This is a genomic window from Pseudomonas sp. P8_241, assembly GCF_034008315.1.
Taxonomy (GTDB): Bacteria; Pseudomonadota; Gammaproteobacteria; order Pseudomonadales; family Pseudomonadaceae; genus Aquipseudomonas.
In genome coordinates, this window is record NZ_CP125377.1 from 5540007 (window position 1) to 5562763 (window position 22757).

General features: G+C 59.6%; 20 protein-coding genes and 1 other RNA gene. 4 read left to right on the forward strand and 17 right to left on the reverse strand.

Translation table 11 applies throughout. The features are described from left to right. The first annotated feature begins 9 nt into the window (after window positions 1–9). The 4 genes from QMK58_RS24780 (at window position 10) to QMK58_RS24795 (ending at window position 4046) form a co-directional block, all read left to right on the forward strand. Entirely contained in the window at window positions 10–687 is a 678-nt protein-coding gene (locus QMK58_RS24780) for a heavy metal response regulator transcription factor (RefSeq protein ID WP_033056445.1), read from the forward strand. Continuing rightward, entirely contained in the window at window positions 677–2041 is a 1365-nt protein-coding gene (locus QMK58_RS24785) for a heavy metal sensor histidine kinase (RefSeq protein ID WP_053154980.1), read from the forward strand. Before QMK58_RS24780 ends, QMK58_RS24785 begins: the two co-directional genes overlap by 11 nt. Before the next feature lie 129 nt (window positions 2042–2170). Continuing rightward, the gene (locus tag QMK58_RS24790) at window positions 2171–2392 is read left to right on the forward strand and encodes a hypothetical protein (protein ID WP_053154978.1); all 222 of its coding nucleotides are present in this window, start codon (window positions 2171–2173) and stop codon (window positions 2390–2392) included. A gap of 151 nt (window positions 2393–2543) precedes the next feature. After that, the gene (locus tag QMK58_RS24795) at window positions 2544–4046 is read left to right on the forward strand and encodes a diguanylate cyclase (RefSeq protein WP_053154977.1); all 1503 of its coding nucleotides are present in this window, start codon (window positions 2544–2546) and stop codon (window positions 4044–4046) included. A gap of 61 nt (window positions 4047–4107) precedes the next feature. On the opposite strand, the gene lpxC is transcribed toward QMK58_RS24795, so the two are convergent. From lpxC to rnpB, 17 genes are all read right to left on the reverse strand, one after another. Next, window positions 4108–5019: a UDP-3-O-acyl-N-acetylglucosamine deacetylase gene (gene lpxC / locus QMK58_RS24800; RefSeq protein ID WP_053154975.1), complete on the reverse strand. Its 912-nt coding sequence runs from the start codon at window positions 5017–5019 to the stop codon at window positions 4108–4110. A 112-nt stretch (window positions 5020–5131) separates the two neighbouring features. After that, window positions 5132–6325, reverse strand: a complete 1194-nt coding sequence (gene ftsZ, locus QMK58_RS24805; RefSeq protein WP_053154973.1) for a cell division protein FtsZ — start codon at window positions 6323–6325, stop codon at window positions 5132–5134. 73 nt (window positions 6326–6398) lie between these two features. Then, on the reverse strand, window positions 6399–7658 hold the full coding sequence (gene ftsA / locus QMK58_RS24810) for a cell division protein FtsA (protein ID WP_007972611.1): 1260 nt from the start codon (window positions 7656–7658) through the stop codon (window positions 6399–6401). A gap of 15 nt (window positions 7659–7673) precedes the next feature. Further along, a complete protein-coding gene (locus tag QMK58_RS24815) occupies window positions 7674–8543 on the reverse strand; it encodes a cell division protein FtsQ/DivIB (protein WP_053154971.1) in 870 nt (289 codons plus the stop codon). A 4-nt stretch (window positions 8544–8547) separates the two neighbouring features. Continuing rightward, window positions 8548–9519 (reverse strand): D-alanine--D-alanine ligase, encoded by a 972-nt coding sequence (locus QMK58_RS24820; RefSeq protein ID WP_053154969.1) that lies wholly within the window; start codon window positions 9517–9519, stop codon window positions 8548–8550. Further along, on the reverse strand, window positions 9516–10976 hold the full coding sequence (gene murC, locus QMK58_RS24825) for a UDP-N-acetylmuramate--L-alanine ligase (RefSeq protein WP_053154968.1): 1461 nt from the start codon (window positions 10974–10976) through the stop codon (window positions 9516–9518). Before murC ends, QMK58_RS24820 begins: the two co-directional genes overlap by 4 nt. After that, the gene (gene murG / locus QMK58_RS24830) at window positions 10969–12039 is read right to left on the reverse strand and encodes an undecaprenyldiphospho-muramoylpentapeptide beta-N-acetylglucosaminyltransferase (protein WP_053154966.1); all 1071 of its coding nucleotides are present in this window, start codon (window positions 12037–12039) and stop codon (window positions 10969–10971) included. The genes murC and murG overlap by 8 nt, the downstream gene beginning before the upstream one ends. After that, on the reverse strand, window positions 12029–13246 hold the full coding sequence (ftsW, locus tag QMK58_RS24835) for a putative lipid II flippase FtsW (protein WP_053154964.1): 1218 nt from the start codon (window positions 13244–13246) through the stop codon (window positions 12029–12031). The genes murG and ftsW overlap by 11 nt, the downstream gene beginning before the upstream one ends. Beyond that, a complete protein-coding gene (gene murD, locus QMK58_RS24840; protein WP_053154962.1) occupies window positions 13243–14589 on the reverse strand; it encodes a UDP-N-acetylmuramoyl-L-alanine--D-glutamate ligase in 1347 nt (448 codons plus the stop codon). The genes ftsW and murD overlap by 4 nt, the downstream gene beginning before the upstream one ends. A gap of 6 nt (window positions 14590–14595) precedes the next feature. Continuing rightward, the gene (gene mraY / locus QMK58_RS24845) at window positions 14596–15678 is read right to left on the reverse strand and encodes a phospho-N-acetylmuramoyl-pentapeptide-transferase (RefSeq protein WP_053154960.1); all 1083 of its coding nucleotides are present in this window, start codon (window positions 15676–15678) and stop codon (window positions 14596–14598) included. Further along, window positions 15678–17045: a UDP-N-acetylmuramoyl-tripeptide--D-alanyl-D-alanine ligase gene (locus QMK58_RS24850; protein ID WP_053154958.1), complete on the reverse strand. Its 1368-nt coding sequence runs from the start codon at window positions 17043–17045 to the stop codon at window positions 15678–15680. Before QMK58_RS24850 ends, mraY begins: the two co-directional genes overlap by 1 nt. Beyond that, a complete protein-coding gene (locus QMK58_RS24855; protein ID WP_053154956.1) occupies window positions 17038–18501 on the reverse strand; it encodes a UDP-N-acetylmuramoyl-L-alanyl-D-glutamate--2,6-diaminopimelate ligase in 1464 nt (487 codons plus the stop codon). Before QMK58_RS24855 ends, QMK58_RS24850 begins: the two co-directional genes overlap by 8 nt. Next, window positions 18501–20240, reverse strand: coding sequence for a peptidoglycan D,D-transpeptidase FtsI family protein (locus tag QMK58_RS24860; RefSeq protein ID WP_172681790.1), 1740 nt, complete (start codon window positions 20238–20240; stop codon window positions 18501–18503). The genes QMK58_RS24855 and QMK58_RS24860 overlap by 1 nt, the downstream gene beginning before the upstream one ends. Continuing rightward, window positions 20240–20533 carry a cell division protein FtsL gene (gene ftsL / locus QMK58_RS24865; protein ID WP_053154952.1) on the reverse strand — a complete coding sequence of 98 codons (294 nt, stop codon included), beginning with the start codon at window positions 20531–20533 and terminating at the stop codon, window positions 20240–20242. The genes QMK58_RS24860 and ftsL overlap by 1 nt, the downstream gene beginning before the upstream one ends. Continuing rightward, a complete protein-coding gene (gene rsmH / locus QMK58_RS24870) occupies window positions 20530–21477 on the reverse strand; it encodes a 16S rRNA (cytosine(1402)-N(4))-methyltransferase RsmH (RefSeq protein WP_053154950.1) in 948 nt (315 codons plus the stop codon). Before rsmH ends, ftsL begins: the two co-directional genes overlap by 4 nt. Then, entirely contained in the window at window positions 21474–21929 is a 456-nt protein-coding gene (gene mraZ, locus QMK58_RS24875; RefSeq protein ID WP_053154948.1) for a division/cell wall cluster transcriptional repressor MraZ, read from the reverse strand. The genes rsmH and mraZ overlap by 4 nt, the downstream gene beginning before the upstream one ends. A 436-nt stretch (window positions 21930–22365) precedes the next feature. Then, window positions 22366–22719: RNase P RNA component class A (gene rnpB / locus QMK58_RS24880), an RNA gene on the reverse strand. Window positions 22720–22757 lie beyond the last annotated feature (38 nt).

Below are 22757 nucleotides of genomic sequence, written 5' to 3' on the forward strand. Positions count from 1 at the left end.
GGCGGGGTCATGCGCGTTCTGATTATCGAAGACGAAGAAAAAACCGCGGACTATCTGCATCGCGGCCTGACGGAACAGGGCTACACCGTGGACCTGGCCCGGGACGGGGTCGAAGGCCTCCACCTGGCGCTGGAAAGCGACTATGCGGTGATCGTCCTCGACGTCATGCTACCGGGGCTCGACGGCTTCGGCGTACTGCGCGCCCTGCGTGCGCGCAAGCAAACCCCGGTGATCATGCTCACCGCCCGCGAGCGCGTCGAAGACCGCATCAAAGGCCTGCGCGACGGTGCCGATGATTACCTGGGCAAACCGTTTTCCTTCCTTGAACTGGTGGCGCGCCTGCAAGCGCTGACCCGCCGCAGCGGCGGTCATGAACCGGTGCAAGTGAGCATCGCCGACCTGTGGATAGATTTGATCAGCCGCAAGGCCACCCGCGCCGGCACCCGCCTGGACCTGACCGCCAAGGAGTTTTCGCTGCTCAGCGTGCTGGCCCGTCGACAAGGCGAAATCCTCTCGAAAACCGCCATTGCCGAAATGGTCTGGGACATCAATTTCGACAGCGACGCCAATGTGGTCGAAGTCGCGATCAAACGCTTGCGAGCCAAGCTCGACGGGCCGTTCGAAGAGAAACTTCTGCACACGATCCGCGGCATGGGTTATGTGCTGGAGAGCCGTGGTGTCCAGTAACAGTATTGCGCTGCGCCTGAGCGGGATGTTCACGCTGGTGGCGCTATTGGTCTTTCTGTTGATCGGCTGGGCGCTGTACCAACAAGTCGACAAAGGCCTCGGTTTGCTACCCGAAGCCGAGTTGGATGCGCGCTACAGCGTGCTCGAATCCACCGTCGGCCGTTACGGCACGCCCGAGCATTGGGTGAAGATCAACAACAAACTCAAGCTGCTGGGTGAAGAAGACAAGCGCATCAATTTCTGGATCACCAGCGACGATCCGCACTACGAATACGGCAACCCGACACCGCAAATCCGCGCCTTTGCCGATGGGCCGCTGGGCATGCGCGACCTGCAGTTACCGAATCAGCCCTACCCGATGAAAGTGCTGGTCAGCGAGTTTCCAGCCAAGGACCAGCGCCCGCCGTTGCGCTTCATGATCGGCATCGACACCGAGACGTTTTTCCACACGCAACACCAGTTGCTGATTGCCCTGATCAGCCTGGCGATCATTGGCGTGCTGATGGCCTCGGCGTTGGGTTACTGGGTGGCGCGGATCGGTCTCAAGCCGTTGATCAAACTGTCCCAGGAAGCCCAACGCCTCGCGCCGCCCTTGCGCTCCGGACGCTTGCGGCTGTCGCCGTTGCCGCCGGAGCTCGACCAGTTCGTGAGGTCGTTCAACTCGACGCTGGAGCGGGTGGAACAGGCCTACTCACGCCTGGAGTCGTTCAACGCTGACGTCGCCCATGAGTTGCGCTCACCGCTGACCAATCTGATCGGCCAAACCCAGGTCGCACTCACCCGCGGACGCTCCGCCGAGCATTATTTCGAAGTGCTGCAATCGAACCTCGAAGAACTGGAGCGGTTGCGTTCGATCATCAATGACATGCTGTTCCTGGCCAGCGCCGATCAGGGCAGCAAAGCGACCAAACTGACCTCCACGTCCCTGGCCGATGAAGTGGCGACGACTCTGGAATACCTGGACTTCATTCTCGAAGATGCCCGGGTTCAGGTTGAAGTGAGTGGTGATGCGCAAGTGCAGATCGAAATCGCCCATTTGCGCCGTGCATTGATCAATCTGCTGAACAACGCAGTGCAGCACACTGAGCCCGGACAGGTGATTCAAGTGCGGATCGAGGTTCAGGAGCATCAAGTCAGCATCGGCGTGGCCAACCCCGGATCGCCGATTGACCGGGAGCATCTGCCGCGCCTGTTCGAGCGTTTCTACCGGGTCGATGCGTCGCGCAGCAACAGCGGCCATAACCACGGACTTGGGTTGGCCATCGTCAAGGCGATTGCATTGATGCATGGCGGCGATGTATTCGTGCGCAGTGATCACGGGATGAATACGTTCGGGATTCATCTGCCTGTCTGATCCTCTGAAGGCTGCGATCTTTGTCTTTTGTGTAACAGTCCTTTCATGAATCCACTCTTTTTCCCAACCGCCGACATCCCTATCTTTGCCCGCACCAAACAGCACTTGCCAAGCAAGAAGGTTTTAAAGATGTCCAACAGTATGGGTATTGCCAGCGCTTTTGTTTTGTCCTCATTGTTCCTGTCGCCATTGGCCTTCGCGGAGGAGTCGCAGACGTTCGTCGCGCAAAACGCCGCACGTGCTGCCGCGTTCGAGGCGCAGCAGATCGAGATGACAGCCAAAGCCCCTGAATCCACCCAGGCGCCACAAGCGTTGCGCAATCAGACTCAGCAGACTGAAAAAGACAGCTGATTGCCCCGCATCGCTCCAGTTTCCCTCGACACTTTCCATCGGCTCTTCCCTTTGAGAAGTTGTCTTCAAGCCGCTGCTTTCAGCGGCTTTTTTTATAGGGTTACGTTATTGGAACTACGCTTACAGAGTTCCTCCAGCAGACGTCAGTCCTATGACCTCAAGCCAAATTCCGCACACGCCTGCCAATACCGGTCGACCCGAGATCATGGTGATCGTAGGCAGCGCCCTGACTGTTATCTCGATTCTGTGCATCGTCACATTTCTGCTCATTCGCGAACACACCAATGCCCAACAGGTTGCTACTCGCAGTGCTACAACCATTGCCCAACTGATCGACGCGGATGTGCTGCGCACGGTCGAGCTCTACGACCTGACCCTGCAAGGCTTGATCGCCGCCGCACAACGGGACGATCTGAAACAGGTGTCGGCGCAGATTCGCCATCTGGTGCTGTTCGACCGCTCCACCACCGCGCGCTATAAAGGCGACATTCTGTTGCTGGACAAGCATGGCGAGGTCCTGGCCGACTCGTCATTGATCGAACCAAAACCGGGCAATTTCGCTGATCGCGACTATTTCCTGGCCCATGCCTTCAACCCTGACACCGGCATGTTCATCAGTCGACCGTTCAAACCGCGCTGCGACTGCGAAGAAAAGGACGAATGGCGCATCAGCTTCAGCCGACGCATTGCCTCACCCACGGGGGAATTCCTGGGCGTCGCGGTGGCCTCGATGCGCATGAGCTATTTCGACCAGCTATTCAACAGCCTCGATATCGGCGCCGACAGTACGCTGGCGATCATCAACGACGACGGCATTCTCTTGGCGCAGAAGCCATTCAGGCAAAACACTGCAATCGGCAAAAGCTTCGCCAGCCGTCCGAATGTTGTGCGGATGTTGCAGGAGCGCAGCGGCACCTTCGAAAGTGTCTCAAGCAACGATCGACAAGGGCGCCTCTACACTTTCTCCCGGGTCGGAAACCTGCCACTGACGGTAATCGTCGCGCTGTCGATTGACGAGGTTTTTGCCACCTGGCAACGCACGGCATGGGTGATTAGCGGCGCTACGGGCGTTCTGTGCATTGGCCTTTTATGGCTGAGCTGGCTGCTTTGCCGCGAACTGCGGCTGCGGCACAACGCCGAGCAGGAACTGGCGCAACTGGCCGCCACCGATCCGCTGACCGGCGTTGCCAACCGTCGAACCCTCGATCATGCACTGCGCCACGAATGGTTTCGCGCGCAACGCTCCGGGAGGCCGTTGTCGCTGTTGATGATCGATGCCGATCACTTCAAGGCGTTCAACGATCGCCATGGCCATCAGGCCGGCGACGAGGTGCTACGGACGCTGGCCGAGGTCATACGCGCTCATGTCCATCGCCCGGCAGACCTGGTGGCCCGCTACGGTGGCGAAGAGTTTTCGGTGATTCTGGCCGAAACCGACAGCGACGGCGCACGAAAGATTGCCGAACAGATCCGTGCAGCGGTCGAGAAACTGCCGCTGTCTGGTGCAGTTCAGTCACCGATGACGGTTAGCATCGGCATCGCCACCTGGACGACAGCCAGTGAAATCAACCTGGAACAATTGCTGTTCAGCGCAGACAAGGCCCTGTATGAGGCCAAGGAAGGCGGGCGTAATCGTGTGGTGTGCGCCAGCTGAAAAGCAGAGATAAAAAAAGGCCACCCGAAGGTAGCCTTTAAAAACTAGAGAGGTTTTTTACTTACACGGCCGCAACAGGACGCATGTAAGAAATTGGTGCAGTGCTGGCATCTTCGAACGTCACGACTTCCCAGGCATCTGTCTGCTCAATCAACTTGCGCAGCAGCTGGTTGTTCAGTGCGTGGCCGGACTTGAAGCCCTTGAACTCACCAATCAGGCTATTGCCCAGCAGGTAGAGGTCACCAATTGCATCGAGGATCTTGTGCTTCACGAATTCGTCTTCATAGCGAAGGCCGTCTTCGTTCAGTACGCCATCGGCATCGACCACGATAGCGTTTTCAACGCTGCCGCCGAGTGCGAGGTTGTGCTTGCGCAGGTACTCGATGTCACTCATGAAACCAAAGGTACGGGCGCGACTGACTTCTTTTACGAACGAAGTGCTGGAAAAATCCACGCTTGCACTTTGGGTGCGGTCACGAAAAACCGGGTGATCGAAATCGATCTCGAAGCTCACCTTGAAACCTTCGAAAGGGACGAATGTGGCGCGTTTGTCGCCGTCTTCCACTGTCACTTCACGCAGGATGCGGATGAATTTCTTGGCGGCGTCCTGTTCTTCCAGGCCAGCCGACTGAATCAGAAATACGAAGGGTCCAGCGCTGCCATCCATGATCGGAACTTCGGACGCGGAGAGCTCGACGTAGGCGTTATCGATGCCCAGGCCAGCCATGGCCGAAAGCAAGTGCTCCACCGTGTCCACTTTCACGTCACCGTTGACCAGCGTCGTCGACATCGTTGTCTCGCCGACATTGGCCGCACGAGCCGGGATCTCGACCACTGGATCGAGATCGTTACGGCGAAAGACGATGCCGGTGTCGATCGGCGCAGGCTTGAGAGTCAGATAAACCTTCTCCCCGGAGTGCAGACCTACACCTGTGGCACGGATAATATTTTTCAGTGTGCGTTGTTTAATCATGGCTTGGGCCGCTTCAGCGCAAATTGCGAACTGGTATCAACAAAGGCTGGCGATGATAGCAGACCACGCCTTTGCTGAACACCAATCACCTTCATAGCCCTGATACATTTCATTAATCGGCCTGACGACGCAGGAAGGCCGGAATGTCCAGGTAGTCCAGATCATCTTGCGGATTCATCTTCGCGGCAGCCGCAGCACCGGCCTGAGCCTGGTTGCGCATGACGGTCGGACGGTCCAGATCACGATAGTTCACCGCTGGAGCTTCCTGACGAACAGGGGCCTGTTGTTGTGGCTGAGAAGCCATCGAGGTATGGACGGTGTTGTCGATGACCTTCACAGGTTTCTCGATTTTAGCGCCTAGACCGGTCGCAACGACAGTCACGTGCAGTTCGTCACGCATGTCCGGATCGATAACGGTACCGACCTTGACCATGGCGTGCTCGGAAGCGAAGGCCTCGATGATGCTGCCCACGTCGGAGTACTCACCCAGGGACAGGTCAGGACCGGCGGTGATGTTCACGAGGATGCCACGCGCGCCTTGCAGGTTCACGTCTTCGAGCAACGGGTTGCGAATGGCCGCTTCGGTGGCCTCGCGTGCACGGTTCGGACCGCTGGCGCAGCCAGTGCCCATCATTGCCATGCCCATTTCGCTCATCACGGTGCGTACGTCGGCAAAGTCGACGTTGATCATGCCCGGACGCTTGATGATGTCGGAGATACCGCGAACGGCACCGGCCAGAACGTCGTCAGCCTTGGCGAAAGCCGACAGCAGGCTGGCGTCCTTACCGAGGATGGTCAACAGCTTCTCGTTGGGAATAGTGATCAACGAGTCAACGCTTTCAGACAGCAGGCGGATGCCTTCGTCGGCCAGCTGCATGCGCTTGCGACCTTCGAACGGGAACGGACGGGTCACCACCGCAACAGTGAGGATCCCCATTTCCTTGGCCACTTCGGCAATGATCGGCGCAGCACCGGTACCGGTACCACCGCCCATGCCCGTGGTGATGAACACCATGTTGGTGCCCTGCAGGACTTCGGCAATGCGCTCACGGTCTTCGAGAGCGGCCTGACGACCTACTTCAGGGTTGGCGCCAGCGCCCAGACCTTTGGTCACGCCGGTACCCAGTTGCAGGATGGTCCGTGCGCTGATGCTTTTCAGCGCCTGGGCATCAGTGTTGGCGCAGATGAATTCGACGCCTTCAATGTTGCTCTTGACCATATGGTTGACAGCGTTGCCGCCGCCACCGCCGACACCGATAACTTTGATTACCGGGCTTGCGGGGATGTTGTCTACGAGTTCGAACATTTTCCCTCTCCTTTACGTTCTCTAGTTTTTTCGCCTACTGCGTGCTTCGGTATTACGGTATTGCGGTAAAGCATTAGAAATTGCCCTGGACCCACTTCTTGAGGCGGTCCAGCAGCGGAGCCTGCGGCTCTTCGTTGCTGTAGCTGTCGCGGCTGCCGATGCCCGAGAACGAAATGCCGTCGGACTGTTTTTGCAGGCCATACATCAACAGGCCAACGCCTGTGGAGTAAATCGGGTTACGAACCACGTCATCGAGACCTTTGACGCCGTGAGGCACGCCCAGGCGGACCGGCATGTGGAAGATTTCTTCGGCCAGTTCAGTGGCGCCTTCCATCTTCGCGGTACCGCCGGTCAGCACGATGCCGGCCGGGATCAGGTCTTCGTAGCCGCTGCGACGCAGCTCGGCCTGAATCAGGGTGAACAGTTCGTCGTAACGCGGTTCGACCACTTCAGCCAGGGCCTGACGGGACAGCTCGCGCGGAGGACGATCACCAACGCTTGGGACCTTGATGGTTTCACCGGCACCCGCCAGTTTGGCCAGGGCGCAGGCGTAGCGAATCTTGATTTCTTCGGCGTACTGGGTTGGGGTACGCAGCGCCATCGCGATGTCGTTGGTCACCTGATCGCCGGCAATCGGGATCACCGCGGTGTGACGGATTGCGCCTTCGGTGAAGATCGCGATGTCGGTAGTGCCGCCGCCGATGTCCACCAGGCACACGCCCAGCTCTTTCTCGTCATCGGTCAGCACCGAGTACGCGGACGCCAGTTGTTCGAGAATGATGTCGTCGATTTCCAGACCGCAGCGGCGCACACATTTTTCTATGTTCTGTGCAGCGTTGACGGCGCAGGTGACCACGTGGACCTTGGCTTCCAGACGCACGCCGGACATGCCCAGCGGCTCGCGGACACCTTCCTGGTTATCGATCACGTAATCCTGCGGCAGGGTGTGCAACACGCGCTGGTCAGCCGGGATCGCTACGGCCTGGGCGGCGTCGAGCACGCGCTCAAGGTCGGCGGAGCTGACTTCGCGATCACGAATTGCCACGATGCCGTGGGAGTTCAGGCTGCGGATGTGATTGCCGGCCACGCCAACGAACGCCGAGTGAATGCGGCAACCCGCCATCAGCTGTGCTTCTTCGATGGCGCGCTGGATCGATTGCACGGTGGATTCGATGTTCACCACCACGCCTTTTTTCAGGCCACGGGACGGATGAGTACCAATCCCGACGATTTCCAGCGTGCCGTCGTCCGCGACCTCGCCCACCAGCGCCACCACCTTGGAGGTGCCGATATCGAGACCGACGATCATTTTGCCGCTTTGCACGTTTGCCATGGGTCCTGCCTCTTCTTAATTCTTCGCGACAGCGGGTTGGGCTGCCGTGGGCGCTACAGGTTCCCGCCAGCCAACAGCAAGGCCGTTGGCGTAGCGCAGATCGATGCGCGCAATGTTCGTAATCTGTTCTTTGAGCGTCTTGTCATAGATGGCGATGAAACGGCGCATCTTTTCCACCTGTTTGCCGCGTCCCAGCAGCAGTTCGATCCCGGGGCCCGCACTGCCGGGGCCTGTAGTCAGGAACCAGCTGCCGCGATCACGCAGTTCAAGGCGTGCAATCGAGAAGCCCAGCGGCCTGAGCATCTGGCTCAGTACCTGGTATTGCTGCATCACTTGCTGCTGAGCCCGTTGTGGGCCAAACAACTGTGGCAGGTGTTCATAGTTCGCCAGCTCGCGCGGAGTGAAGGCCTGACCCTGGTTGTTCAACAGCGACTCGTCGCCCCAACGGGCCACCGGCAGTTGTTCTTCCAGGCGGATCACTACTTGATCCGGCCACACCCGACGTACTTCCGCGTGGGCAATCCAAGGCATCGTTTCCAGCTCGGTGCGCATGCTCGCCAGGTCGATGGTAAAAAAACTCGACGCCACAAACGGGGCGATTCGTTGCTGCACCGCTTGCTGGCTGATGTAACTCAAATCGCCCTGCACGTTGATCTTGGTGATCGGCCGATCGGCGTATGGCAGCAAACGCTGCGCGCCTTCGTAAGTGCCAAACCCCAGGGCGACCAACAGCACTGGCCAGAACAACGCTTTGAGAAAACCAAAGTTGGCTTTCGGCAGGCGCGCAGACATCGGCTCTTTAGCCACCATACGGCTGGCACCCCGCGGCACCGGCTTGCGGCCGGTCGGTGCGGTGGGCTGATGTCTGAGCTGAGCGCCTTGCATGGCCTTAACCTCTTTTCGACTCTTGGTTACCGGCAACACTGGCAGCCAGAATGGCCAGGACCAGTTGCTGGAAATCCAGACCGGCGGCACGGGCCGCCATCGGCACCAGGCTGTGATCGGTCATGCCCGGTGCGGTGTTGACTTCCAAAAACCAGAACTGCCCGTCGGCGTCCTGCATCACGTCTGCCCTGCCCCAACCGGCGATACCCAACGCTTCACAGGCTTTCGCCGTGAGGTCCATGAGTTCCTTTTCCTTGGCGCTGTCCAGCCCGCACGGAATGCGATACTGGGTATCGTTGGCGATGTACTTGGCGTCGTAGTCGTAGAAACTGTGCGTCGTGCCCAGGGCGATTGGCGGCAACACCTGGTCACGCAGGGTGGCGATGGTGAACTCCGGACCATGGATCCATTGCTCGACCAACACTTGCGAATCGTAGGTACTGGCCGCTTTCCATGCGTCGATCAATTCGGACGCGGAACTCACTTTGGCCATACCGATACTTGAACCTTCATGGGCCGGTTTGACGATCAAAGGGAAGCCCAGTTCCGTCGCAGCAGAAATACAATCGGCCTCGCTGCTCAATACTGCGTGACGTGGCGTGGGAATACCCAGGCTGTGCCAGACCTGCTTGGTGCGCAGCTTGTCCATGGCCAGGGCCGACGCGAGGATGCCGCTGCCGGTGTAGGGAATGCCCAGACATTCAAGCAGGCCTTGCATGCTGCCGTCTTCACCGCCACGACCGTGGAGAATAATGAAGGCGCGATCGATCTTTTCGTTGAGCAGACGTTGCAGCAGGTCATCACCCACATCGAGGCCGAATGCGTCCACACCAGCGCTTTGCAACGCATCGAGAACAGCGTTGCCCGACTTCAGGGACACTTCGCGTTCGGCACTCTTGCCGCCGAACAGCACGGCGACGCGGCCGAAGTCTTTCGGCGCGATCGTGGAGGCCAGGTTGGCGTAGGCTGCGGTCATTTCAACTTCCCCTTCTGCGGCGCAGCCACTGCACCGGCGAACAACTCACTCTTCAACAATTTCGGTGCGAGACCACCGATATCACCGGCGCCCTGGCACAGCAGGATGTCACCGGCACGCAACAGCGGCTTGACCACTGGCGCGAGGTCGACACCGCGCTCGATGTAGATCGGATCGAGCTGGCCGCGCTGGCGGATGCTGTTGCACAGTTTGCGGCTGTCGGCGCCCGGAATCGGTTCTTCGCCCGCCGGGTAGACTTCCATCAGCAGAAGCACGTTGGCATCGGCCAGTACATTGACGAAATCGTCGTACAGGTCGCGGGTGCGGCTGTAGCGGTGCGGCTGGTAAACCATCACCAGGCGACGCTCCGGCCAGCCACCGCGCACAGCCTTGATTACGGCGGCGACTTCGGTCGGATGGTGACCGTAGTCATCGACCAGCATTACGCTGCCGCCATCCACTGGCAGCTCGCCGTAAACCTGGAAGCGTCGGCCGACACCCTGGAACCCGGACAGGCCCTGGACGATGGCTTCATCGCTGACGCCTTCGTCGGTGGCGATGCAGATGGTCGCCAGCGAATTCAACACGTTGTGGTTGCCCGGCATGTTCACCGATACATCCAGCGGCTCGCGGTCAGGACGCAGCACGGTGAAGAACGTTTGCATGCCTTGCTGGCGCACGTTGATGGCGCGCACGTCGCAGTCTTCACCGAAGCCATAGGTGACCGTCGGGCGTTTGACCAGTGGCAGGATTTCACGAACGACCGGATCGTCCAGGCACACCACGGCCAGACCATAGAACGGCAGGTTGTGCAGGAACTCGACGAAGGTTTTCTTCAGTTTGTTGAAGTCACCGTCGTAAGTCGCCATGTGATCGGCGTCGATATTGGTGACCACGGCCACCAGCGGCTGCAAGTGCAGGAAACTGGCGTCACTTTCGTCGGCTTCGGCGATCAGGTAACGGCTGGTACCGAGCTGGGCATTGGTGCCTGCTGCATTCAGACGGCCACCAATGACGAACGTCGGGTCCAGTCCACCGGCCGCGAACACCGAGGCGATCAGGCTGGTGGTGGTGGTTTTGCCGTGGGTGCCGGCGACGGCAATACCGTGGCGGTAGCGCATCAGCTCCGCCAGCATTTCTGCACGCGGCACCACCGGAATACGGCGTTCCAGTGCGGTGGCAACTTCCGGGTTGGACGTGTTCACAGCGCTCGACACTACCAGCACATCGGCAGCGGCGGCATTCTCGGCACGGTGGCCGATGAAGATGTGTGCACCGAAGGATTCCAGACGCTCGGTGACCGGCGAAGCCTTCAGGTCGGAACCGGACACTTCATAGCCAAGGTTGAGCAACACTTCGGCAATCCCGCACATGCCCACACCGCCGATACCGACGAAGTGGATACGACGGATGCGGCGCATTTCCGGTTGTGGCATGGCTTTCTGATTCTCAACCATTGGCCACCTCCAGGCAGGTATCGACCACGTTACGGGTGGCATCGGGTTTGGCCAGGCGGCGGGCCGCGGTCGCCATATCGTTGAGTCGTTGTGGTTGCATCAAAACCTCTGTCAGGCGAGCGGCAAGATCCGCTGCGCCAGTCGTTCTTTGCGGCATCAGGAAGGCTGCGCCTTCACGGGCCAAATAGTCGGCGTTGCGGGTCTGGTGATCATCGATCGCGTGGGGCAAAGGCACCAGCATCGAGGGCAGCCCGGCAGCAGCCAGTTCACTGATGGTCAGCGCGCCTGCGCGGCATACCACCAGGTCGGCCCAGCCATAGGCTTGGGCCATGTCTTTGATGAAGGGCTGAACTTGCGCCTCGACGCCAGCCGCGCGATAGCGCTCTGCAGTCACTTCATCATGATTTTTGCCGGCCTGATGGAACACGTCCGGGCGCAAGTCGACGGCGACTTGCGAAAGGGCTTCAGGCAGCAACTTGTTCAACGGCTCTGCGCCAAGGCTTCCGCCAAGGATCAGCAAACGCGCCTTGCGACCGGCCAGGGCAGGTCGCGGAGTTTCGAGGAACAGCTCGGTACGCACCGGATTACCCGTGGTCCGGCGGCTGTTCGACAGGGTAAAGGTGTCGGGGAAGGCTTCACAGACTCGGGCGGCCAACGGCACCAGCAACCGATTGGCGGTACCGGCCACGGCGTTCTGTTCATGAACGATCACCGGCACGCCGGCCAGTTTTGCAGCCACACCACCGGGACCGGTCACATAACCACCAAAACCCACCACGCAGGCCGGTTTCAGCTGACGAATGATCGCCCGCGCCTGCCAGACCGACTTGAGCAACATGAACGGGGCCTTGAGCATGGACAACTTGCCCTTGCCACGCAGGCCGCTGGCGTTGATGCGATGCAATTCGATTCCGGCCGCCGGGACCAGATCATTTTCAATGCCACGCGGTGTACCCAGCCAATGCACGGTGTAACCGCGGGCCTGGAATTCGCGGGCACAGGCCAGCGCCGGGAACACGTGGCCACCGGTGCCGCCCGCCATGATCAAGACGTTAGCGCCCATGGTTCGGCTCCTCGGCGAAGTCGCTCTCATGGAACTCCATCTCCTCACTGCCCAAGTGGGTTCGACTCTCCCACTCGATGCGCAGTAACAAGCCGAGACAGGCACAGCAAATCACCAGCGAACTGCCGCCATAGCTGAGGAACGGCAGAGTCAGACCTTTAGTCGGCAGCAGGCCGACGTTCACACCGATATTGATCAGGAACTGACCAATCCACAGGAACGACAAACCGTAGGCAACATAGGCAGCGAAAAACTGCTTGGCCTTCTCGGCCCACAGACCGATGTACATGCCACGAATACAAACAAAGACGAACAGCGCGACGGTGCACAGCGAACCCACAGCCCCCAGTTCTTCGGCCAATACCGAGAAAACGAAGTCAGTGTGGGCTTCCGGCAGGTAGAACTGTTTCTGCACGCTGTTGCCCAGGCCAACGCCCAGCCACTCGCCGCGACCGAACGCAATCAATGCCTGAGACAACTGATAGCCCGCGCCAAACTGGTCAGCCCATGGATCGGCAAAGTTGGTCAGGCGCGCCATTCGATACGGCTGCATTTGAATCAATGCCACCACCGCACCGACAGCCAGCACCACCATCAGGGAAAAACGGAACAGCCCGACCCCTCCGAGGAACAGCATCGCCGCGGCAGCCCCCATCATCACGACGGTGGCACCGAAGTCCGGCTCCATCAACAACAGGCCCGCCATGGGCAGCAGCACGATGAACGGCTTGAAAAAACCCATCCAGCTTTCGCGTACTTCTTTCTGGCGACGCACCAGATAACCGGCGAGGTAGATCACCACAAACACCTTGGCGATCTCGGAAGGCTGAACGTTGAAGAAACTGAAACCGATCCAGCGCATCGAACCGTTCACTTCGCGGCCGATCCCCGGAATGATCACCATGATCAGCAAGCCGAACGCACCCAGCAGCATCAGCCAACCCAGGCGTTGCCAGGTGGCGATCGGGATCATCATGGTGACGATGCAGGCACCCAGACCCAACACTACGTAAATAAGGTGGCGAATCATGTAATACAGGGCGCTGCCCGATTGCACCGCAGCCACTTCAGTGGAGGCGGAGGCAATCATGATCAAACCCAGCCCGAGCAGCGTCAGGCAACCGGCGAGCATCGGGAAGTCGAGGTCGATACCGCGCCCGGTGATCAGTGGCGATGGATAAGGCTTGATGATGTTTTTCAGACTCATGCCAGATCCTCCACTGCACGGACGAACTGGTGACCACGGTCTTCGTAGTTCTTGAACATGTCGAAACTGGCGCAGGCCGGCGACAGCAGCACCGAATCGCCCGGCCGGGCAACGGCACGGCATTGTTCGACGGCTTCGACCAGCGAACCGACGCGGATCAGCGGCACGGCATCGCCAATGGCCTCGCCGATCTTGTCTGAGTCGCGGCCCATCAGGATCACGGCACGGCAGTTGGCGGCAACCGGATCACGCAGGTCCTTGAACTCGGCACCCTTGCCATCGCCACCGGCGATCAGCACGAGCTTGCCGTCGATGTCCGCGCCCAGGCCTTCGATGGCCGCCAGTGCGGCGCCGACGTTGGTCGCCTTGGAGTCGTTGTAGTAACTCACGCCGTCGAGGTCACGGACCCACTGGCAGCGATGCTCAAGGCCGGCGAAGGTGCGCAGGCTCGACAGCATGGCATCGAACGGCAGGCCGACCGCATGGCCCAGGGCCAGGGCTGCCAATGCGTTGGACTGGTTATGCGCGCCGCGAATCTTCAGTTCGCGCACCGGCATCAGGGTCTCGAATTCGAAGGCCAGGTACTTCTCGCCGTCTTCTTCACGAATGCCGAAAGCCTTGAAATCGGGCTTGCTCAGACCGAAGGTCCAGCATGGCTGGCCCTCGCCCATCAGCGGACGGCTCAGCGCGTCCTGACGGTTGACCACGAACTGTTTGGCGCCGCGGAAGATCCGGTGCTTGGCCAGGTGATAGGCCGGCAGACCGCTGTAGCGATCCATGTGGTCTTCGCTGACGTTGAGCACGGTCGCCACTTCAGCGCCGAGTTGGTCGGTAGTCTCGAGCTGGAAGCTCGACAGTTCCATCACGTACAGCTCGATGTCATCGCTGAGCAAATCCAGCGCTGGCGTGCCGAGGTTGCCGCCAACGGCGACACGCTTGCCGGCCGCAGCCGCCATCTCGCCGACCAGGGTGGTTACGGTGCTTTTTGCGTTGGAACCGCTGATGGCCACGATCGGCGCCTTTGCGTTACGCGCGAACAGCTCGATGTCACCGGACAATTTCACGCCACGGGCGGCGGCGGCCTGCAGGGCCGGGGTCGCCAGCGCCAGGCCCGGGCTCACGTAGAGCTCGTCGGCACGGCACAGGAATTCGACGTCCAGCTCGCCACAACGCACTTCCACGTGCGGATAGTCACGCTTGAGCGTGGCCAGTTCCGGTGGATTCTCCCGCGTATCGGCCACGGCAAACGCCACGCCCCGGTTCGCCAGGAAGCGAACCAGGGACATGCCGCTCTTGCCGAGGCCGACAACGATGCGGAAGTGGTCAGAAGCGATCAGAGACACGAGTTTCTACCTCAGCTTCAGGGTGGCAAGGCCGACCAGCACGAGAATCACGGTGATGATCCAGAAACGGACGATCACGCGCGGCTCAGGCCAGCCCTTGAGTTCAAAGTGGTGGTGAATCGGTGCCATGCGGAACACACGGCGACCGGTCAGCTTAAAGGAAGCAACCTGAATGACGACTGACAGGGTCTCCATCACGAACACGCCGCCCATGATGAACAGGACGATTTCCTGACGGACGATTACCGCGATAGTGCCCAGGGCCGCGCCCAGCGCCAGTGCGCCGACGTCACCCATGAACACTTGCGCCGGATAGGTGTTGAACCACAGGAAGCCCAGGCCTGCACCGATCAGTGCGCCGCAGAACACGATCAATTCGCCGGCGCCCGGCACGTACGGAATCAACAGGTACTCGGCGAACTTCACGTTGCCGGACAGGTAGCAGAAAATGCCCAGGCCACCACCGACCATCACGGTCGGCATGATTGCCAGGCCGTCGAGGCCATCGGTCAGGTTGACCGCGTTGCTCGAACCGACAATCACGAAATAGGTCAGGACGATGAAACCGGCGCCCAGCGCAATGCTGTGGTCCTTGAGCATCGGCAGGATCAGCGTCGTCTCGACCGGTGTGGCTGCAGTCATATACAGAAAGATCGCCGCGCCCAAACCGAATACCGATTGCCAGAAATACTTCCAGCGGCTTGGCAGGCCACGGGAGTTCTTCTCGATCACCTTTCGGTAGTCGTCGACCCAGCCGATGGCGCCAAACAGCAAGGTCACCAGCAGTACGACCCAGACGTAGCGGTTGGTCAGGTCAGCCCACAGCAGGGTGCTGACACCGATGGACGACAGAATCAGCGCGCCACCCATGGTTGGGGTGCCCGATTTGGACAGGTGCGATTGCGGACCATCATTGCGCACGGACTGGCCGATCTGACGGTTCTGCAGGGTGCGGATCATCCACGGGCCATAGCACAGCGACAAAACCAGCGCGGTCAGTACACCGAGAATCCCGCGCAGGGTCAGGTACTGGAAGACCGCGAAGCCTTTGTAGAACTGTTGCAGATACTCCGCTAGCAGCAGCAGCATTAATGTTTCTCCAGACTGGATCCGCACAAAGCGGCAACGATGTTTTCCATCGCGGCGCTGCGCGAGCCCTTGATCAAAATGGTGGTGTTTGTATCTTGCTCGGCGCCAAGGGCCTCGATCAGTTCAGCCTGTGTGCTGAAGTGAAAAGCCTGTGGACCGAAAGCGTTGACGGCGTGAACCATCATTGGCCCGACCGCGTACAGCGCAGAAACCTTGCCACGGGCGTACTCGCCCACGTCGCGATGCCCCTGCTGCGCCCAATCGCCCAACTCGCCAATATCCCCGAGCACCAGAACGGTGCGACCGGAAAAGCCGGCCAGTATATCAACGGCGGCGCACATGGAGGTGGGGTTCGCGTTGTAAGTGTCGTCAATCACGCGCATGCCATTGGTGGCCAGCTGCGCGACGGTACGACCCTTAACCGGTTGCACTGCGCCGAGCCCGGTGGCGATGCCGAACAGCGACACACCCAAGGCATGGGCGGCGGCGGCAGCAGCCATGGCGTTGGCGACGTTATGGGTGCCGAGCAGATTCAATTGAACACGCTCCACACCTTCAGGGCTGTGCAAGTTGAATGACGGGCAGCCACGAGCATCCGTGGCCAGGTCACTGGCGTAAAAGTCGGCGCTGACATTGCTCAGCGCAAAGGTCAGCACTTTGCGCTCGCCGGCGCGCGCCTTCCAGATGCCAAACGCCTTGTCGTCGAGATTGAGAATGGCGACGCCATCGGCACTCAGCCCCTCAATAATCTCGCCCTTGGCTTCAACAATTTTTTCCGGGCCGCCGAACTCGCCAACGTGGGCAGTCCCGGCATTGTTGAGAATGGCCACGTGCGGTTTGGTCATGCCGACGGTGTAGGCAATTTCGCCCAGGCGCGAGGCACCCAGTTCGATCACGGCAGCGCTGTGTTGCGGCGCCAGTTCGAGCAGGGTCAATGGAACGCCGAGGTCGTTGTTCAGATTGCCACGGGTTGCCAGTACCGTTCCGCGTGTACGCAGGACGCTCGCCAGCATTTCCTTGACCGTGGTCTTGCCGCTGGAGCCGGTGACGGCTGCAACAGGTTGCGTAAATGCGGCACGGTTCAACGCACCGAGCTGTCCCAAAGCCTCACGGGTGTCCCCGACCAGCAATTGTGGCAGCGTGCTGTCGGCAACTTCGCGCTCGACCAATGCCGCCACGGCGCCTTTGGCTGCGACATCATTCAGATAGTCATGACCGTCGAAGCGTGGACCGGTCAGCGCAATGAACAACTGGCCCGGCTGGATCGCCCGACTGTCGATGCTGACGCCGTCGAAGCTGGCATCGCTGCCGACCAGGCGAGCGTTCAGCGCGCCAGACAGTTCGCTGAGTTTCAAGGCTTTAAGCATGGGCCACCTCCCACGCGGTCAGGGCATGATCAGCCTCGACCAGATCGGAGAAAGCGTGGCGTTCGCCATTGATTTCCTGATAGTCCTCGTGACCTTTGCCGGCCAGCACGATCACGTCATCCGCCGAAGCGCCGGCGACCAACTGGGCAATCGCCTGGCCACGGCCAGCCACGAATGTCACTTTATCCACAGCGGTAAAACCGGCGCGGATGTCGTCGAAGATCAATGCCGGGTCTTCGGTACGCGGGTTGTCGTCGGTGACCAGTACGCCATCCGCCAGACGCTCGACCACTTCGGCCATCAGCGGGCGCTTGCCACGATCCCGGTCGCCGCCACAGCCGAACAGGCACAGCAAACGACCCTTGGCGTGAGGGCGCAAGGCCAGCAACACTTTCTCCAACGCATCCGGTGTGTGGGCGTAGTCGACCACGACCAACGGTTGCGTTCCACCGCCCAGGCGCTGCATGCGTCCGGCCGGGCCTTCGAGTTTCGGCAGTACCTTGAGGATTTCGTCCAGCGCGTAATCCAGGCCGAGCAAGGCACCGACGGCAGCGAGTACGTTGCTCAGGTTGAAACGACCGAGCAAGGTGCTGCGCAAAAGATGCTCGCCCTGTGGCGTGACCAGCGTGGCGCGCACGCCTTCATCGTCAAACTGCGCCGCACGGCAATACAGGTAGGCGCTGGAGTCTTCGAGGCTATACGTGATCAACCGCGATTCACGTTTGTCGGCGGCGAGTTGCCTGCCGAATTCGTCATCCAGGTTAACCACCCGGCATTTCAATTCGCTCCAGGCAAACAGCTTGGCCTTGGCTTCGCCGTAAGCCTGCATGGTGCCGTGATAATCCAGGTGATCACGGGACAGGTTGGTCATCACTGCGACGTCAAAGGCCAGAGCAGTCACTCGCCCCTGATCCAGACCATGGGAAGAGACTTCCATGGCGACGGCTTTGGCGCCGGCCTTTTTCAGGTCAGCCAGGGTCGCTTGCACGGCAATCGGATTCGGCGTGGTGTGCAGGCCGCTTTCCAGGGCACCGTGGAAACCGGAACCCAACGTGCCGACGAGGCCGCAGTGCTGGCCAAGCAGGTCCAGTGCCTGGGCAACCAGTTGAGTCACGCTGGTCTTGCCGTTGGTACCGGTCACGCCAACCATGTTCAAGTGATGGCTTGGCTCACCATAAAAACGTCCGGCGATGTCCGACAGCTGAGCCGCCAGACCTTTTACCGGAATCAGCGGAACCTCAGTGATCGGCAGCACCGTGGCGCCTTCCACTTCATAAGCCACCGCAGCCGCCCCGCGTGCAAGCGCGTCGGCAATGTGTGCACGACCATCGAATTTGCCGCCCGGCACTGCGAGGAACAGGTCACCCGCGCGCACATTGCGACTGTCGAGCGCCAACTCACGGATCAACAGATCGTGACCGGCGTGGGGGAAAATCTTGTTCAGACTTAAAGACATCAGCCGCGCCCTCCATTGGCTTTCACTGGAACGACCGGCGTTGCGTTCGCTTGTTGAGTAGGTGGCAGGTTGTCGGGGGTTACGTTCATCAGGCGCAAGGTGCCGGACATCACGCGACTGAACACCGGCGCCGATACCAGGCCGCCGAAGTAACCGGCCTTGGTCGGTTCATCGATCACCACGACGATGGCGTAACGGGGATCGCTCATCGGGCCGAAACCGGCAAACAGCGAGCGGTAGGAGTTTTCTGCGTAGCCTTTGGTACCGACCGAGGTTTTACGCGCAGTACCGGACTTGCCACCTACGTGATACGCCGGCACCTGCGCGCGGAATACACCGCGAGGCGCTTCGATCACTTGTTGCAGCATGGTTTGCATGGTTTTCGCGACGGCTTCAGGCAACACCTGGGTGGTTTGCGGAGCGTTGTCGGTTTTGATCAGTGTCAGCGGCGCGAGACGGCCGTTGTTGGCCAGGGCCGAGAAGGCGTGAACCAGTTGGATCGCGGTCACCGAAATACCGTAGCCGTAGGACAGCGTGGCGGTCTCGGCCTTGCGCCATTCGCGATAGTTCGGCAGGTTACCGACGCGCTCACCCGGGAAGCCCAGGCCGGTGTCCTGACCAAGTCCGACTTTCTGCGCCAGGCGGAAAATGGTTTCACCGCCGATGTCGAACGCGACCTTGCTCATGCCGACGTTACTGGAATTGATCAGAATGCCGGTCAGGTCGAGCACCGGACCTTCGGTCTTCGATACGTCGCGAATGGTGTATTTACCCAACTGCAAAGTGCCCGGATAAACTTCGACCGTATCGGTCGGTTTCCAGCGCCCGCTTTCGATCGCGGCGCTCATGGAAATCGCCTTCATGGTCGAACCTGGTTCGAACACGTCGATCATCGCGCGGTTACGCATCATCGCCGGTTGCAGGTTGCGACGGTTGTTCGGGTTGTAGGTTGGCTGGTTGACCATGGCGAGGATCTCGCCGGTCTTCACATCCATGATCACCAGACTGCCAGCCTTGGCACCGTTCTCGATGATCGCGTTGCGCAGTTCGCGGTTGGCCAGGTATTGCAGGCGCAGGTCAATGGACAACGCCAAGGGCTTACCGGCCTTGGCGTTTTTGGTGACCTGGACATCCTTGATCAACCGGCCGCGCCGGTCCTTGATCACTTGACGCTTGCCGGGGACCCCGGCCAGCCATTCGTCATAGGCCAGCTCGACCCCTTCGCGACCGTGATCGTCAATATCGGTAAATCCGACCATGTGCGCAGTAACTTCACCGGCCGGATAGAAACGGCGAAACTCTTCAATGCCGTAGACACCCGGTACTTTCAGATCGAGCACAGCCTGGCCTTGCTCCGGCGTCAGCCCTCGCACCAGATAAATGAATTCTTTGTTGGCCTGAGCCTCAAGACGATCGGCCAGGGCTTTCGGATCCTGTCCAAGGGCAGATGCAAGTGCTGGCCACTTCTCTTTGGCGGTCTGCATTTCCTTGGCATTGGCCCAAAGCGTGGTGACCGGGGTACTGACGGCCAAAGGCTCGCCGTTACGGTCGGTGATCAGACCACGGTGAGCCGGAATTGGAATGTGGCGGACACTGCGCGCATCGCCCTGCCCCTTAAGGAAGGCACGGTCGACCACTTGCAAATCAATGATACGCCAGGCAATCGCCGCCACCATGACGCCGAGCAAGCCCAGCACCAGGCGGAATCGCCAAGGGAAGAGTGCGCCTTCGAGTTTCATCATGGCGCCACCATCTGCACTTCGGCCGCACCGGGAATGCGCATTTTCAGTTGTTCGGTAGCCAGCACTTCGATGCGGCTGTGGGCCGTCCAGGTACTCTGCTCAAGAATCAAGCGGCCCCATTCGGCCTGCGCCTTGTCGCGCACACTCAACTCGTTGTATAGCGAATTCAACAACTGGCGATTCCAGTGGGCGCTGTAAGACACGCCGATGGCCGACACGAGCACGCCGATAAACAGCAGCAGCATGAAAAAGCTTCCGCCGGGCAGTGGCTTGGCGAAAAGCCTGCTCACCGCAGCTTCTCCGCCACACGCATGACAGCGCTACGGGAGCGTGGATTGGCTTTGAGTTCGGCGTCGGAGGCCGTCTGCGCTTTGCCATGGACTTTGATTTTGGGTTCGAACGCTACATGCCGAACCGGCAGGTTGCGCGGCAGGTTGTCGGCTTCGCCTTTTACCAGCTTACGCATGAACAGTTTGACGATGCGGTCTTCCAGCGAATGGAAGCTGATGACTACCAGGCGTCCGCCCACTTCCAGGCAATCCAGCGCGGCTTCGAGGCCGGTTTCCAGATCACCCAGTTCGTTGTTGACGTGAATTCGCAAACCCTGGAAAGCGCGAGTGGCCGGGTTCTTGCCCTTTTCCCACGCCGGGTTGGCGACTTTCAGGACTTCAGCCAGATCGGCGGTGCGCTCGAACGGTTTGATGTCGCGACGCTCTGCCACGGCTCGCGCCATGCGACCGGAAAAACGCTCTTCGCCGTATTCCTTGAACACCCGGGCAATTTCTTCTGCCGGAGCGGTGTTGACGAATTCGGCTGCGCTGATGCCGCGGGACGGGTCCATGCGCATGTCCAGCGGGCCATCGTTGAGAAAACTGAAGCCACGCTCAGGGTCGTCGAGCTGCGGCGAAGACACACCGAGGTCGAGCAAAATGCCGCTGACCTTGCCATGTAACCCGCGTGCTGCGACCTCGGCACCGAGCTCGGCAAAGCTGCGCTGCACAACGACAAAGCGGCCGTCTTCGGCCGCTAGCGTCTGCCCGGTGGCAATCGCTTGAGGATCCTTGTCGAATCCGAGCAACCGACCTTCTGGGCCGAGCTGACTGAGGATCAACCGACTGTGTCCGCCACGTCCGAACGTACCGTCCAGATAGCAGCCATCAGGACGTACAGCGAGCGCCTCGACGGCTTCGTCAAGCAGTACGGTGATGTGGTTAAAGCCGCTATCAATAGTCACAGGATCAAATCACGCAGTTCATCAGGCATCGCGCCCGGTTGTTGAATAGCAGCCAGGTCAGCGGCAGAAACCGCGTCCCAGGCATCCTCGTCCCATAATTGGAACTTGTTCAGCTGGCCTACCAACATCGCGCGCTTATCCAACTTGGCATATTCACGAAGACGCGGCGGAACCAGAAAACGACCACTGCCATCGAGCTCGAGGTCGACGGCATTACCAATCAATAAACGTTGCAGGCGGCGGTTCTCTTCGCGAAGCGAAGGCAGTGCACGCAGTTTGGTTTCAATAATTTCCCACTCATCGAGGGGATAAACACACAGACATGGATCAACGGCATCAATAGTGACGATCAACTGACCGGAACTGCGCGAATCAAGCTCGTCACGGTACCGGCTCGGCATTGCGAGACGACCCTTGGCATCGAGACTGATAGCGTTGGCTCCGCGAAACACGTCAGCGTTTCTCCAAATTCTAGCGTTTTGAGTTTAAAAAACCCACTTTATGCCACTTTCCGCCACTTGCGCACACTATAGGAATGCGCCCACCACACCGTCAAGGCGCGGATCAAAGGAAAACCCTTACAGAACTGAGATTTAGGAGTACGAAGGAGGGGGTATCGAGAATTTGGCAGATGAATCCGCCCAACAACTTGAAGCAACACAGACGGCTGCGCTCGGAAGTTAAAGTAATTTATTAAGAGTAAGATTTTTTTGGTATTACAAAAGTGCTTCTGCCGACGATTGTGTGACGAGGGAAATCAGTACGGCGAGGAGTTACAAACTGCAGCTTCTGGATATCACAGAAGCTGTCTACTGACGGCCAGCAAAGGAGCTAAAGTGCCATCACTTACCTTCTGCCTAATTGAGTAAAGCAGAATAGAGAAAAAAGGTGGAGAGTCGATCTGTAAGCCGGGTTCTGTCTTGAACAGTCATTCGTCTACGATGGCCATCACTGGACATCTTTAGCAACCTACCCGGTCCCAGCGCGGGCCACGCCTTGGGACCCTATTTGGTCTTGCTCCAAGTGGGGTTTACCTAGCCACGAACTGTTGCCAGACGTGCGGTGCGCTCTTACCGCACCTTTTCACCCTTACCGGCGCCGAAGCGCTTAGGCGGTTATTTTCTGTGGCACTTTCCGTAGGCTCACGCCTCCCAGGCATTACCTGGCACTTCGCCCTATGGAGCCCGGACTTTCCTCCCCCCCCTAATTTTCATAGAGGGCAGCGACTGTCCGATCGACTCTCCGCCGCGCAGGTTACCGGCAGAGCGCCCGAAGAACAA

Coding starts and splice junctions, on each gene's coding strand:
- QMK58_RS24780 (WP_033056445.1), top strand. CDS start 10: ATGCGCGTTCTGATTATCGAAGACGAAGAAAAAACCGCGGACTATCTG.
- QMK58_RS24790 (WP_053154978.1), top strand. CDS start 2,171: ATGTCCAACAGTATGGGTATTGCCAGCGCTTTTGTTTTGTCCTCATTG.
- QMK58_RS24795 (WP_053154977.1), top strand. CDS start 2,544: ATGACCTCAAGCCAAATTCCGCACACGCCTGCCAATACCGGTCGACCC.
- lpxC (WP_053154975.1), bottom strand. CDS start 5,019: ATGATTAAACAACGCACACTGAAAAATATTATCCGTGCCACAGGTGTA.
- ftsZ (WP_053154973.1), bottom strand. CDS start 6,325: ATGTTCGAACTCGTAGACAACATCCCCGCAAGCCCGGTAATCAAAGTT.
- ftsA (WP_007972611.1), bottom strand. CDS start 7,658: ATGGCAAACGTGCAAAGCGGCAAAATGATCGTCGGTCTCGATATCGGC.
- QMK58_RS24815 (WP_053154971.1), bottom strand. CDS start 8,543: ATGCAAGGCGCTCAGCTCAGACATCAGCCCACCGCACCGACCGGCCGC.
- QMK58_RS24820 (WP_053154969.1), bottom strand. CDS start 9,519: ATGACCGCAGCCTACGCCAACCTGGCCTCCACGATCGCGCCGAAAGAC.
- murC (WP_053154968.1), bottom strand. CDS start 10,976: ATGGTTGAGAATCAGAAAGCCATGCCACAACCGGAAATGCGCCGCATC.
- murG (WP_053154966.1), bottom strand. CDS start 12,039: ATGGGCGCTAACGTCTTGATCATGGCGGGCGGCACCGGTGGCCACGTG.
- ftsW (WP_053154964.1), bottom strand. CDS start 13,246: ATGAGTCTGAAAAACATCATCAAGCCTTATCCATCGCCACTGATCACC.
- mraY (WP_053154960.1), bottom strand. CDS start 15,678: ATGCTGCTGCTGCTAGCGGAGTATCTGCAACAGTTCTACAAAGGCTTC.
- QMK58_RS24850 (WP_053154958.1), bottom strand. CDS start 17,045: ATGCTTAAAGCCTTGAAACTCAGCGAACTGTCTGGCGCGCTGAACGCT.
- QMK58_RS24855 (WP_053154956.1), bottom strand. CDS start 18,501: ATGTCTTTAAGTCTGAACAAGATTTTCCCCCACGCCGGTCACGATCTG.
- QMK58_RS24860 (WP_172681790.1), bottom strand. CDS start 20,240: ATGAAACTCGAAGGCGCACTCTTCCCTTGGCGATTCCGCCTGGTGCTG.